Source organism: Microbacterium sp. nov. GSS16, from assembly GCF_028198145.1.
In the GTDB taxonomy this organism is placed as follows: domain Bacteria; phylum Actinomycetota; class Actinomycetes; order Actinomycetales; family Microbacteriaceae; genus Microbacterium.
Window position 1 is genome coordinate 44,502 of sequence record NZ_CP116338.1, and the last position, 12,782, is coordinate 57,283.

The window sequence follows — 12,782 nt, forward strand, 5'->3', positions numbered from 1 at the left end:
CGAAGCCTTCGCACGTCTGCATCCCATGATGCAGCAGCGGTTCGGGGTCTCGGTGGCGAACGGCTACGGATGCGTCGGACGCGGGACCATGAGCCGAATCCGCCGAGGCCCATGGTGGACGGTTCCGTTTCTGCTGATCGGTCGGCTGCGCCACATCCTCGTCGCCGACACCGGCGCGAACGTGCCATTCGTCATCGAGAACTACCCGTACCTCGACCCGTACGGTCGAGAGACGGTGACGTTCGTTCGCGAGTATCGTGCGCGACGACGGCCGGCGCGGTTCGACGCGACGATGGTGCTCGACCCTGACCGTACGACGATCGTGGACTACCTCGGCACGCACCAGCACCTCGCCGTCGATCTGCACCTCGAAGTCGACGAGCACGGTGGCCTCGTTCTGCGGTCGGATGAGCAGCGCTTCTACGAGGGGCCCATCGCGTTCCGGTTCCCCATGCTGTTCTCGGGTCGCGCCGAACTCCACGAGCGCTACGACGAGGCTGAGGGCGCCTTCCACATCTCACTCGAAGTGCGAAACCGAATCTTCGGCTTCCTCTTCGGCTACGACGGCTGGTTCACGTGCGAGTTCCCGCCCGCGACCGATGCCCCCGACCGGCTGAAGCCACGACGACACGAGCGGCGGCTCTGACGCATCCAGACGGCGGTTGTCAGGGATTCGGCGGCCTGCCGTCCGCCTATGAAGTGAGCGAATTCAAGCCGATCGTCGCAGCACTTCGATCGCCGACGTTGAACGAGGGGGCGCTTCGGTGACAGCCGCCGCATACTGGATCGTTACTCTGAGCCCATGGGACGAACGACGAGAGCTGTCTCGGCCGCCATTGCGACTGCCTCGGTGATCGGGCTCTCGGGATGCGCGGGGATGGACAGCCTCATCTGGGGACAGGATGGTGCGACCACGATCTCGACCACAGAGAGGCTGATCGAAGCAGCCGCGCAGGGCGACGCGAGCGGCTTCGTGTGCAACGGAGCAGATCCCGAACTCCGAGAACCCGCGGACTGGGAAGGGCTCTCCGCCGAGGAACCCGAGAGGTTCGCTCCCGAGTACTGGGAACAGTTCGCTGCTCTCGATCCGCAGTGGAGCATCAATCTGTCGCTGTCCGAAGACCGCGTGGCCCCGGGCGTCGAGTACCCGGGCGACGTGTTCTACCGCGACACAGACGACGGTCTCTGTCTTGTGGCTGTCGCATGGTGGACGGTGGAAGGCCAGTCCGAAAGATGAGCGACCCGGATGTCGAGTGGTTCGACCAGCCGATCGGCGAGGCGATCGAGATCCAGAGCTGGTCAGATGAATGGCCTGAGATCGGCCGGCTGTGGGAGGAGCGCCTGACGGAGGTGCTCTCACCACTTCCGGTGCGGGTCGACCACGTCGGATCCACCGCCGTGCCGGGGCTGGCTGCCAAGCCCGTCATCGACATTCAGGTGCAGGTGCCCGATCTGTCGGATGAATCGTCGTATGCGCTCGCGCTCGAGAGCGTGGGCACGGTTCTGCGTGCGCGCGGCGCCGACTTCCGCTTCTTCCGGCCGCCGGCCGGGCGGGTGCGTGAGGTGCACATCCACGTCTGCGAGGTGAACTCGGCGTGGGCCCGCGATCACCTCGCCTTCCGCGACGCTCTGCGCGGCGATCCCACGCTGGCCAGGGATTACGAGCGGCTGAAGCGGCATCTCGCCGCCACCGTGACAGAGCGGGCGGACTACAACGCGGGCAAAGAGTCGTTCATCCTGGCGGCGGTCGAGAAGTCGACCGCCGCCCGCAGCGCTTCCGACCGGGACTGACGTCGGCTCATATCCGTAGCACGCCGCCGCGGCGGCGACGCCGCTCGTGAAGGGTGGACAGTCTCGGCGTGCGCCACTTCTGCTCGGCGTCCCACCAGGCCGGTCCGCGGATCTGCGGGAGGCCGCCGTTCATGCGGATCTCCCACCCAGACTGCCCGAGCGATCGGTGATGCCACCAGCAGAGCGGCACGCCGTTGTCGGTATGCGTCGGGCCGCCCCGGGCGTGCTCGACGACGTGGTGGATCTCGCACCAGGTCGCCGGGACATGGCATCCGGGAATCAGGCATTCCCGATCTCTGGCGACGATCGCCCGGCGCTGGTGAACCGTGAACACCCGGTCGGTGGTCGTGATCCCCACGATGCGGCCTTCGTCGAACAGCACGCGCTGCACTGCTCCGGTGCAGGCGGTGTGGGTCGCCACGTGCAGCGGAACGGCGGTCTCGGATCCGGGCAGGGTCGCCCAGCCGGTGCCGGCTGCCAGATCTGCGGCGTCGACGTGCACCACCAGAGTCGGGGCTGCACCGCCGAGCGAGGGCATCTCGCTGTGTCGGGCGGCGATGCCGAGAGCGGCGGCGAGCGCATCGTGTCGCTTCTGCGCAGGGGTGCGCGGATCGATCACGTTGCGAGGGTCGGTGTTGAACTCGTCGTCGCTGGCGGGGTCGTCGTCGAAGGTGAAGCGGACGCCGGTGTCGGGAGCGCCGCCGACCTTCGGGTTGTTGTAGGCGTCGTCGATGAGCTGGAACTGTGCGGCCAGCTCAGGGGTGAGGGCTCCCCGCACGGGGTGGAGACCGTCGCGCACCCGGCCGATCGTGAACCCTCGGCGCGCCTGGGCCCGCTCGTCTGACGGTTCCGCGCCGTCTGGGTCGAGGGCGATCGCGAGAGCGGACGCGAACTGCTTCAGCTCTTCCGCCGACGCCCGGGGCGCGTGCCCGCGATCACCGTGGTCGACGTCGTCGTGGTCGTCGTGGTCGCCGGGGAGGTCGTCGCCGCAGGCGAATGCGGCGAGGTTCGCGTCGGCCCACATCCGCTGCTCGACGGTGATCCGATCCCGCCCACGCTCCAGCGGCGCGACGGACGCGAGCAGACCGGCGACGCCGACCGCACCGTCGAGCAGCGCCTCGCGCAGGGCGGGCCAACGGGCCGGCATCCGCTCCCCCGACACCAGACTCGTCTCACGCTGCACGGCCTCCGCCGCCCGGATGATCCGCGCTGCGGAGGGCGCGTCGACCAGTGCCGCCCGTCGCAGCATCTCATTCATGCCGCGGCAGCCGAACCGATGCCCGAACTCGGTGTCGGCGGTCGCGACGGTCTCGACGATGCCCGCATCTGCCAGCCGCGAGATCTCACCGAACCCCGCGAGCGCTTCCGCGCGCTCCGCATCCGACAGCCCCGCGAGGGCGTCACCCGACAGCAGATCACGCAGGTCGGCGGCGACCTGAGCGAGTGCATCGGCGGGGCTGTTCATACCTCCATTCTGCTGAGGGCCACCGACATTCGCGGGCTCGATTTCCCCAGATCAGGAAAACTTTTCGGAGAGAGCAGCGGACACCCGCCCGGCCACGCGAGACTTGCCTTCCAGCACGAGACAGTGCTCCGCGCGGGCCGTCTCGTGCTGGAACAGAAGTCTCGCGGATGGCGGTGGACCACAGCGGGGTCAGCCCCGCAGCGCCAGCACGAAGGGCAGCACCTCGCTCGCCCCGGCACGGCGCAGCGCGCGGGCCGCGACCGTGAGCGTCCAGCGGCTGTCGGCCTGGTCGTCGACGAGCAGCACCGGCCCGTCGGGCACGGCGAGGCCGTCGGCGCTGAAGCGCTCCCAGAGACCGGCGAGGCGGAACACGCTGTTGCCGCCCGGCTCGCCGCTCGGCCCGCCGCTCGCGAAGTCGAGCGCTCCGATGTACGGCAGCCGCCCGATGTCCGCTATCCCGCGCGCCAGTGAGTCGACGAGCAGCGGCTTCGAGCGCGACGGCATCGCGACGACCGCCACCGGTCGCCGCTCCCAGCCCCAGCCGGCCAGCACCCGTACGCACGCGTCGAGAATCTGAGGGCTCACCTCGGCATCCGGAGTCCCGGCGGCGAACAGCTGCCGCAAGGTCCCTCCCCAGCCGAGGTCGGTGAGCCTCGCCAGCGCGCGCCCCTCCCCCGCCTGCTCGTCGGCGGGAATGCGCCCCTTCACCGGAACGCCGACCCGGTCGCCGCCGGTGGGCCACTGCCTGCGCGCTTCGATGGGCACGCCGACGCGGTCAAGTGCACCGGATGCCGCGGCCCCGGCCTCCGAGCCGATCTCGGCCGGGAACCACGGCCCGGCGCAGTTGTCGCAGCGACCGCACGGAGCCGCCGTGTCGTCGTCGAGGGAGCGCTGCAGGAACTCCATGCGACAGCCGTCGGTCTGCTGATACTCGATCATGTGCTGCTGCTCGGCGCGACGCTCGGCGGCGATGCGCTCGTACCGCTCGGCGTCGTACACCCACGGCTGACCGGTCGCGACCCAGCCGCCCTGCACCCGCCGCACTGCGCCGTCGACATCGAGCACCTTCAGCAGCAGCTCGAGAGGCGTGCGTCGGATGTCGACGATCGCCTCGAGCGCCGGAGTCGACAGCGGCTGATCGCCCAGCGCCGCGATCACGCGCTCGGCGCGCTCGCGATCGGGCATCGACGCGGTGGCGAAGTAGTGCCAGATGTCGCGATCCTCGACGCCCGGCAGCAGCAGAACGTCGGCGCTGTCGCTCGCGCGCCCGGCACGCCCGACCTGCTGGTAGTACGCGACCGGTGACGACGGGGCGCCGAGGTGCACGACGAAGCCGAGATCGGGCTTGTCGAAGCCCATGCCCAGCGCGCTGGTGGCGACGAGCGCCTTGACCTCGTTGCGCTTGAGCATCCCTTCGGATTCCTCACGCTCGTCGGCATCCGTCTGCCCGGTGTAGGCGCGCACCGCGTGCCCCTGCTCGCGCAGCAGTCGGGCGGTGTCGACCGCGGCCGACACCGTGAGCGCGTAGATGATGCCCGAGCCCGGCAGATCGTTCAGGTGACTGAGCAGCCAGGCCAGCCGCTGCGCCGACCCGGGCAGCTGCAGCACGCCGAGGCGGAGGGATGCCCGGGCCAGTGGCCCGCGGATCGTCAGAACCCCGGCATCAGCCGGCGAGGTGCCGCCGAGCTGCTCGGCCACGTCGGCGACGACCCGGCTGTTGGCCGTCGCCGTCGTCGCCAGCACGGGGACGCCGGCAGGCATCTCGGCGATCAGCTCGCGCAGGCGCCGGTAGTCGGGACGGAAGTCGTGCCCCCAGTCGCTGATGCAGTGCGCCTCGTCGACCACGAGCATCCCGATCCGGCGCACCAGAGCCGGCAGCTGGTTCTCGCGGAAGGCGGGGTTGTTGAGCCGCTCGGGCGAGACGAGCAGCACGTCGACCTCGTCGCGGTCGAGCCTGGCGATCACGTCGGCCCATTCATGCGCGTTCGTCGAGTTGATCGCCACCGCCCGCACACCGGCTCGCTCGGCCGCCGCGATCTGGTCACGCATCAGCGCCAGCAGCGGCGAGACGAGCACGGTCGGTCCCGCGCCCTGCCGGCGCAGCAGCAGCGTCGCGACGAAGTACACCGCCGACTTGCCCCACCCGGTGCGCTGCACCACGAGCGCCCGGCGGTGCTCGGCGACCAGCGCCTCGATGGCCTCGTACTGCCCGTCGTGGAACGCCGCGTCGGGCCGTCCGACGAGCTCGCGCAGCGCTGCGAGCGCGGCATCACGGATGTCGGTCGAGGTCGATGAGGCCATGCATCCACTCTGCCGCACCCCGCCGACACGACCGCGAGCCCGCAAGCACATCCCAGGGCATCCGCCCGTCGCCTACCGTAGAGACATGATCAGCCGCGAACTGGCCGTGACCCTGCGCGAGAACGGTCTCGTCTGGCATCCGGCCAGCGGTGACCGGTTCGCGCTCGATCTGCCCGAAGACATCGAGCTCGAGGCCGAGGCCGACATCTTCACCGTCAGCGAGATGACGATCGAGGCGCGCGCGACACCCTCGGGTACGGATCTCGCCTTCAACGGCACGACCGAATGGGCCCTCGACGCCGTGCAGCTGACGGAGGCCGTGTGGCTGCCGCGCGAGGATCAGCTGCGCGAGCTGCTGCGCGGCACGTTCCGCTCACTGCAGCGGCTGACCGACGCCTTCGCCGTAGAGATCGAGATCACCGGAGAGCGCCTGCGCTTCGAGCATCCGGAACCCGCCGAAGCATACGGACAGGCTCTGCTCGCCCTGCTGCGCCGCGCTCGCTGACACCTGCCTTGATCGCCCGACTCCCGCATGCGAGAATTACCAAACGAACGGTCAGTAAACCGATGGAGTCGATGATGACCAGTCCCGCAGACCTCTCCCTCGTGCACGATGCACCCTCCGAACAAGAACGGCGCTTCGACGACCTGGTCGAGAACGAGCAGCGCATCGAGCCGCGCGATTGGATGCCCGAGGCGTACCGCAAGACGCTGATCCGGCAGATCTCGCAGCACGCGCACTCCGAGATCATCGGCATGCAGCCCGAGGGCAATTGGATCACCCGCGCGCCCAGCCTCAAGCGCAAAGCCATCCTGATGGCGAAGGTGCAGGACGAAGCGGGCCACGGGCTCTACCTCTACTCGGCCGCGCAGACCCTCGGCACCACGCGCGAGGAGATGATGCGCCAGCTGATCGAGGGCAAGGCGAAGTACTCATCGATCTTCAACTACCCCACCCCCACATGGGCCGATATGGGCGCCATCGGCTGGCTGGTCGACGGCGCCGCGATCGTCAATCAGGTGCCGCTGTGTCGCGCGTCGTACGGACCGTACGGGCGGGCGATGGTTCGCATCTGCAAGGAGGAGTCGTTCCACCAGCGGCAGGGATTCGAGATTCTGCTGGCGCACATGCAGGGCACCGATGAGCAGCGCGAGATGGCGCAGGATGCCGTGAACCGGTGGTACTGGCCGAGCCTGGCCATGTTCGGCCCGCCGGATGACCAGTCGCCGAACTCGGCGCAGTCGATGAAGTGGAAGATCAAGCGCTTCTCGAACGACGACCTGCGTCAGCGCTTCGTCGGGATGCTCGTGCCGCAGGCCGAGATCCTCGGGATCACACTGCCCGACCCCGACTTGAGGTGGAACGACGAGACCCAGCGGTACGACATGGGCGAGATCGACTGGGACGAGTTCTTCGAGGTGCTGAAGGGCAACGGCCCGTGCAACGCCGAACGCCTCGAGCGCCGCCGCACGGCGCACGAGGAGGGCGCGTGGGTGCGCGAGGCCGCCGCGGAGTACGCCCGCACGCGCGCGCTGCGAGAGGAGGTGGCGTCATGACCGATCAGACCGCCTGGCCCCTCTGGGAGGTGTTCGTGCGCGCGAACCGCGGACTCAGCCATGTGCACGTCGGATCGCTCGTGGCTCCGGATGCTGAGATGGCCGTGCGCAACGCCCGCGACCTCTACACCCGCCGCGGCGAGGGAGTGTCGATCTGGGTGGTGCCGGCGGATGCCATCACGACCAGCGATCCGGATGCCAAGGAGGCCTTCTTCGAGAGCTCGGAGGGGAAGAACTACCGGCACGCCACGTACTACACGGCGTCGGAGGGGGTGCCGCACCTGTGAGCGCCGACGTCCACACCCCGGTCGTTGAGCCAGCGAAGCGCGTCGAAACGCCCACGCCTCCCCACGACGACGTTCACGTCTCCGTAGAAGAACGGCACCTGGCATCCGAACTCGCCGGCGGCGAGAATCGCGCCCCCTCGGCCGACGTGGCCGAGTACGCCCTCTGGCTGGGCGACGACGCGCTCATCCTCTCGCAGCAGCTCGGCGCGTGGATCTCACGCGCCCCCGAACTGGAGGAGGACGTCGCGCTCGGCAACATCGCCCTCGACCTGCTGGGGCACGCGCGCTCGCTGCTGCGCTACGCCGGCTCATGGGACGGACGCAGCGAGGACGATCTGGCGTTCTTCCGCGATGAGCCGGAGTTCCGCAGCTCATGGCTGGTCGAGCAGCCCAACGGCGACTTCGCCCAGACCATCGCGAGGCAGCTGATCGCCTCGACGTACATGTACGAGCTGTACTCGGCACTGCGCGGGTCGACGGATGAGACCTTCGCCGCGATCGCCGCGAAGTCGCTCAAAGAGGTCGACTACCACCGCGACCACGCCGTGCAATGGGTGCTGCGTCTCGCCGGCGGCACCGAGCTCTCGCGCGGCAAGATGATCCGAGCACTGACGGACGTGTGGCCGTACGTCGACGAGCTGTTCCGCGATGAGCCGCTGATCGACCGCCTCGAAGGAGTCGCGGTGCGGCCGTCGACCCTGCGCGCCGGCTTCGACGCCGTGGTCGAGACCGTGTTCGCCGAGGCCGGCCTGATGACGCCCGATGCGAAGGCATCCCGCGCCGGCGGCCGCCGCGGCTCGCACGCCACCCCATTCGGTCACCTGCTCGCCGAGATGCAGGTGCTCGCCCGGCGGCATCCGGGGGCGACATGGTGACCCTTCGACAGACTCAGGGCCCCAGGGATGCCCAGGGACCCAGGGGGGCTCGGGGTCCCGGGGTGGCCCAGGAACCCGGGGAGGCTCAGGGGCCGGGGCAGGTTCAGCGCCCCACTCACCGCGCCATTCGCGCGCGGGAGGTCGCGGCCGCGGTCGCCGACCCCGAGATCCCCGTGCTCACCATCGCCGACCTCGGCGTGCTGCGCGACGTGCGGCTCGATGGCGAGCGCGTCACGGTCGACATCACTCCCACCTATTCCGGATGCCCGGCGATGGACGCCATCCGCGACGACATCGTCCTCGCGCTGACCGCCGACGGCTTCGCCGACGTCGAGGTGCGCCTCGTGCTCTCGCCCGCCTGGACGACGGACTGGATGAGCGACAACGGAAAGCGCAAGCTCGTCGAGTACGGCATCGCCCCGCCGTCGGGCAGCGCGGCCCATCGCGAGGGGCCCATCCGCGTGACCCTCGCGGTGAAGTGCCCCCGGTGCGGCTCTCTCGACACCCGCGAGGTGTCGCGCTTCGGTTCGACCTCGTGCAAGTCGCTGTACGAATGCCGCGCCTGCCTCGAGCCCTTCGACCACTTCAAGGTGATCTGATGGAGGCGATCTGATGCCGCTGTTCCGGATGCCCGTCGCCGCCACCCGCGACGCGAATGCTACGCCGCTCTGCGCCGACCGGCACCGCGCACGGTTCCACACACTCACCGTCTCGGACGTGCGCCGCCTCACCGATGACGCCATCGAGGTGACCTTCGCCGTCCCGGCCGATCTCGCCGACGAGTACGCCTACCTCCCCGGCCAGTACGTCGCGCTGCGGGTGGAGCTGGAGGGCACCGAGGTGCGCCGTTCGTACTCGCTGTGCCGCCCACCCGCACCCGTGCGAAACGGCGCCACCAGCCTCAGCGTCGCGGTGAAGCGCGACGAGGGCGGTCTGTTCTCGACCTGGGCGCAGACCGAGCTGACTCCCGGATTCCAGATCGACGTGATGAGCCCGCAGGGCAACTTCACCTCAGGACTCGACGAACTGGAGGGCACGCACGTCGTCGGCATCGCCGCGGGCTCGGGCATCACGCCGATGATGGCACTCGCGCGCACCCTGCTCGCGGCATCCGACACGACGCGCTTCACCCTGCTGTACACGAATCGGTCTACCAGCGACGTGATGTTCCTCGAGGATCTCGCCGAGCTCAAAGACCGCTACCCGACCCGGCTCGTGCTGCATCACGTGCTCTCGCGTGAACAGCGCACGGCCCCGGTGCTCTCGGGCCGAATCGACGAGCAGAAGCTGCGCACCATCCTCGAGTCGCTGATCCTGCCGTCGACCGTCGACGAGTGGTTCCTGTGCGGGCCGTTCGCGCTCGTCGACCTGTGCCGCGAGGTGCTCGCCGATGTCGGCGTGCCCGGTGAGCATGTGCGCTTCGAGCTGTTCACCACCGGGGATGCCGTCGCCGAGCGGGGTCCCCGCCGGGTGCACGTGCGCCAGGGCGAGAAGACGGTTCGGATCGAGATAAACCTCGACGGCGTCTCGTCGAGCGTCGAGAGCCCGGTCGACGCGCACGAATCGGTGCTCAACGCCGCGCTGCGGGTGCGACCGGATGCCCCGTACGCCTGCTCCGGCGGAGTGTGCGGCACCTGCCGTGCTCGGGTGCGCGAGGGCAGCGTGACGATGACCGAGAACTACGCGCTCGAGCCCGACGAGCTCGAGCGCGGCTACGTACTCACCTGCCAGTCCCATCCCACCAGCGACCGACTCGTCGTCGACTACGACGTGTGAGTTTTCGACAGGGCCTCGCCCTTCGACTGGGTCGAGCTCTTCGGCAGGCTCAGGGAACCAACCACAAGGAGTGCGCATGATCGACGTCCGGATCGCAGACGACGTCGCCCGGATCACCCTCAACGCGCCGGAGCGGCTCAACGCCCTCGACGAGCACGCCTTGCGCGAGCTGAGCGCGGCGTACGACGAGGCAGAGCGGGGCGGCGTGCGCGCCCTGGTGCTGCGCGGTGAGGGGCGCGCGTTCTGTGCCGGGCGCGACATCTCGGCGGTGGATCCGCGTGACGACGACGTCATCGGTTTTCTCGGCGACATCGTCACCCCGCTGCTGAAGCGCATGGCGGCGTTCCCCGCGCCCACATTCGCCACCGCGCACGGAGCGTGCCTCGGCGTCGGGCTCGGCCTGCTCATCGCCACCGACGTGGTCTACGTCGCCGAGTCGGCGAAGATCGGCTCGCCGTTCGCCGCCCTCGGCGCGACGCTCGACTCCGGCGGTCACGCCCTGTTCGCCGAGCGGCTGGGGGCCCATAAGACGCTCGATCTCATCTACACCGGACGGCTGATGTCGGGCGCCGAGGCGGTGGCATCCGGTCTCTTCTCCCGCGTCTTCCCCGACGACGAGGTGCGGACGGCGACCGAGGATGCCGCGCGCACCGCCGCCCGCGGGGCGACTGCGGCGTTCCTCGCCAGCAAGCGCCTGATCGCCCGCATCCGCGACGAGCGGCTCGCGCTCTGGGAGTCGATCGATCTCGAGAACGCCGCGCAGGCCGCGCTCTGCGATACCGACGACTACCGCGAGGGCTTCGCCGCATTCCAGCAGAAGCGCAAGCCCGAGTTCCGCGGACGCTGATCCGGCTTGCCGGAGACGGAGAACACCGGTACCCGGCATCCCCCGCCGGCATTTCCCATCCGTCGCTCGCTGAAGAGATGCGAAACACCGGTACCCGGCATCCCCCGCCGGCATTTTCCATCCCTCGTTCGCCCGGCGGGTAGGAAACGCCGGTACCGAGCATCCCCCGCCGGCATTTTCCATCTCGCGTTCGCTGAAGAGACGGAAGACACCGGTACCAAGCGTTCGCCACCAGCGTTTGCCATCCCGCGCCTCGCCCGACGGTGGGAAACGCCGGTACGCGCAACCCCCTGCATCCGTGTCGGCGGCCGGTGGGAGGATGCCGGGATGATGCTCTCCGAGCTGCTCTCGGCGACCGATGAGGTCTCTGCCACGTCGTCCCGTCTGGCCAAGATCGACGCACTCGCCCGGCTGCTGGCGGCCGCGCCGTCAGACGAGTTGCGCCCGCTGATCGGGCTGCTGCTCGCCGCACCCCGGCAGGGCCGGCTCGGCGTCGGCTGGCGCACGCTCGCCGGCCTCGACCTCGCTCATGCCGAAGCGGCGACGCTCACGATCACAGAGGTCGATCATGCGCTGGATGCCCTGGCCGCGACTTCCGGAGCCGGCTCGACGGCCGCGCGGCAGAGCGTGCTGCACGAGCTCGCCGCACGGTGCACCGCCGCGGAATGGGATCTGCTCTCCAGAGCGATGATGGGCGAGCTGCGCACCGGAGCACTCGGGGGCGTCCTGCTCGACGCGATCGCCCGCGCCTCGGAACGACCTGCGGCCTCGGTCCGCCGCGCAGCGATGCTCTCCGGCGATCTCGGCGAGACCGCCGTGATCGCGCTGACCGGCGACGAGAGCGATCTCGAGGCGGTCGGCCTGACCGTGGGTCGACCGGTGATGCCCATGCTCGCGTCCACCGCTGCCACGCCGACGGCGGCGCTGGGGATCACCGGCCGCGCGTCGGTCGAGTACAAGCTCGACGGCGCGCGCATCCAGGTGCACCGCCGCGGCGATGAGGTCGGCGTCTACACCCGCAGCCTCGCCGACGTCACGCATCGCGTGCCGGAGCTGGTCGAGATCGTGCGTTCGCTGCCCGCGCACGACGTGATCCTCGACGGCGAGACGCTGTCGCTCGATGAGGATGGTGGCCCGCGTCCTTTCCAGGAGACGATGTCGCGCTTCGGAGCCGACGTCGCTCGTGAACTGGCCCTGAGACCGTGGTTCTTCGACATCCTGCATGTCGACGGCCGCGACCTCATCGACGAGCCGCTCAGCGCGCGGCTGGCCGAGCTAGAGCGCGTCGCCGGCGAGTGGCGGATGCCCGGCGTCGTCACCGACGACGCCGATGAGGCCGAGCGGCTTTCGCGCGAGGCTCTGGCAGCCGGCCACGAGGGCGTGCTCGTCAAGGCCGTCGGATCGACGTACTCCGCAGGGCGCCGCGGCAAGTCGTGGGTGAAGGTGAAGCCCGTGCTCACCTACGACCTGGTCGTGCTCGGCGCGGAGTGGGGATCGGGCCGGCGCACCGGGATGCTGTCGAACCTGCACCTCGGTGCCCGCGATCCCGAGGGCGAGTTCGGCGAGCCGGGCGAGTTCGTCATGGTCGGCAAGACGTTCAAGGGACTCACCGACGACCTGCTGCGCTGGCAGACCGAGAACTTCCCCTCGCTCGAGACCCGCCGCACGGCGAGCACCGTGTTCCTGCGGCCCGAGACCGTCGTCGAGATCGCGATCGACGGCGTGCAGCGCTCGCCCCGGTACCCGGGCGGCATCGCGCTGCGCTTCGCGCGGGTGAAGGGCTACCGCACCGACAAGACGGCGAACGAGGCCGACACCATCCAGTCGCTCAGGTCGCTGCTGCGCGGCTGATCGCGACGCCACGAGTCACGCCTCGGGCATCC

General features: G+C 69.7%; 13 protein-coding genes. 11 read left to right on the plus strand and 2 right to left on the minus strand.

All coding sequences use genetic code 11. From position 1 onward, the window contains the following. Positions 1-28: 28 nt before the first annotated feature. The 3 genes from PGB26_RS00230 to PGB26_RS00240 all read left to right on the plus strand — a co-directional run bounded on the left by PGB26_RS00230 (position 29) and on the right by PGB26_RS00240 (position 1,791). Positions 29-646, plus strand: a complete 618-nt coding sequence (locus PGB26_RS00230) for a DUF4166 domain-containing protein (protein ID WP_271639696.1) — start codon at positions 29-31, stop codon at positions 644-646. A 156-nt stretch (positions 647-802) separates the two neighbouring features. Beyond that, a complete protein-coding gene (locus PGB26_RS00235) occupies positions 803-1,237 on the plus strand; it encodes a hypothetical protein (RefSeq protein ID WP_271638310.1) in 435 nt (144 codons plus the stop codon). Beyond that, a complete protein-coding gene (locus PGB26_RS00240) occupies positions 1,234-1,791 on the plus strand; it encodes a GrpB family protein (RefSeq protein ID WP_271638311.1) in 558 nt (185 codons plus the stop codon). Before PGB26_RS00235 ends, PGB26_RS00240 begins: the two co-directional genes overlap by 4 nt. 7 nt (positions 1,792-1,798) lie before the next feature. Here the strand turns inward: PGB26_RS00240 and PGB26_RS00245 are convergent, their stop codons facing one another. Further along, positions 1,799-3,256 carry an HNH endonuclease signature motif containing protein gene (locus PGB26_RS00245; protein WP_271638312.1) on the minus strand — a complete coding sequence of 486 codons (1,458 nt, stop codon included), beginning with the start codon at positions 3,254-3,256 and terminating at the stop codon, positions 1,799-1,801. 189 nt (positions 3,257-3,445) lie between these two features. Next, positions 3,446-5,557, minus strand: coding sequence for a RecQ family ATP-dependent DNA helicase (locus tag PGB26_RS00250; RefSeq protein ID WP_271638313.1), 2,112 nt, complete (start codon positions 5,555-5,557; stop codon positions 3,446-3,448). An 85-nt stretch (positions 5,558-5,642) separates the two neighbouring features. Here PGB26_RS00250 and PGB26_RS00255 point away from each other — a divergent pair, with 85 nt between their 5' ends. The 8 genes from PGB26_RS00255 to PGB26_RS00290 all read left to right on the plus strand — a co-directional run bounded on the left by PGB26_RS00255 (position 5,643) and on the right by PGB26_RS00290 (position 12,750). Beyond that, a complete protein-coding gene (locus PGB26_RS00255) occupies positions 5,643-6,062 on the plus strand; it encodes a pilus assembly protein CpaE (RefSeq protein WP_271638314.1) in 420 nt (139 codons plus the stop codon). Between the two features lie 74 nt (positions 6,063-6,136). Continuing rightward, positions 6,137-7,114, plus strand: a complete 978-nt coding sequence (gene paaA, locus PGB26_RS00260) for a 1,2-phenylacetyl-CoA epoxidase subunit PaaA (RefSeq protein WP_271638315.1) — start codon at positions 6,137-6,139, stop codon at positions 7,112-7,114. Continuing rightward, positions 7,111-7,401 carry a 1,2-phenylacetyl-CoA epoxidase subunit PaaB gene (paaB, locus tag PGB26_RS00265; protein ID WP_271638316.1) on the plus strand — a complete coding sequence of 97 codons (291 nt, stop codon included), beginning with the start codon at positions 7,111-7,113 and terminating at the stop codon, positions 7,399-7,401. The genes paaA and paaB overlap by 4 nt, the downstream gene beginning before the upstream one ends. Before the next feature lie 98 nt (positions 7,402-7,499). Further along, positions 7,500-8,276 carry a 1,2-phenylacetyl-CoA epoxidase subunit PaaC gene (gene paaC / locus PGB26_RS00270; protein ID WP_271639697.1) on the plus strand — a complete coding sequence of 259 codons (777 nt, stop codon included), beginning with the start codon at positions 7,500-7,502 and terminating at the stop codon, positions 8,274-8,276. A gap of 62 nt (positions 8,277-8,338) precedes the next feature. Beyond that, complete coding sequence (gene paaD / locus PGB26_RS00275; protein ID WP_442922993.1) at positions 8,339-8,875, plus strand: 1,2-phenylacetyl-CoA epoxidase subunit PaaD; 537 nt, start codon at positions 8,339-8,341, stop codon at positions 8,873-8,875. A gap of 13 nt (positions 8,876-8,888) precedes the next feature. Beyond that, entirely contained in the window at positions 8,889-10,052 is a 1,164-nt protein-coding gene (paaE, locus tag PGB26_RS00280) for a 1,2-phenylacetyl-CoA epoxidase subunit PaaE (RefSeq protein ID WP_442922994.1), read from the plus strand. A 76-nt stretch (positions 10,053-10,128) separates the two neighbouring features. Further along, positions 10,129-10,899 carry an enoyl-CoA hydratase/isomerase family protein gene (locus tag PGB26_RS00285; protein WP_271638317.1) on the plus strand — a complete coding sequence of 257 codons (771 nt, stop codon included), beginning with the start codon at positions 10,129-10,131 and terminating at the stop codon, positions 10,897-10,899. A 327-nt stretch (positions 10,900-11,226) separates the two neighbouring features. Further along, positions 11,227-12,750 (plus strand): ATP-dependent DNA ligase, encoded by a 1,524-nt coding sequence (locus tag PGB26_RS00290; protein ID WP_271638318.1) that lies wholly within the window; start codon positions 11,227-11,229, stop codon positions 12,748-12,750. Positions 12,751-12,782 lie beyond the last annotated feature (32 nt).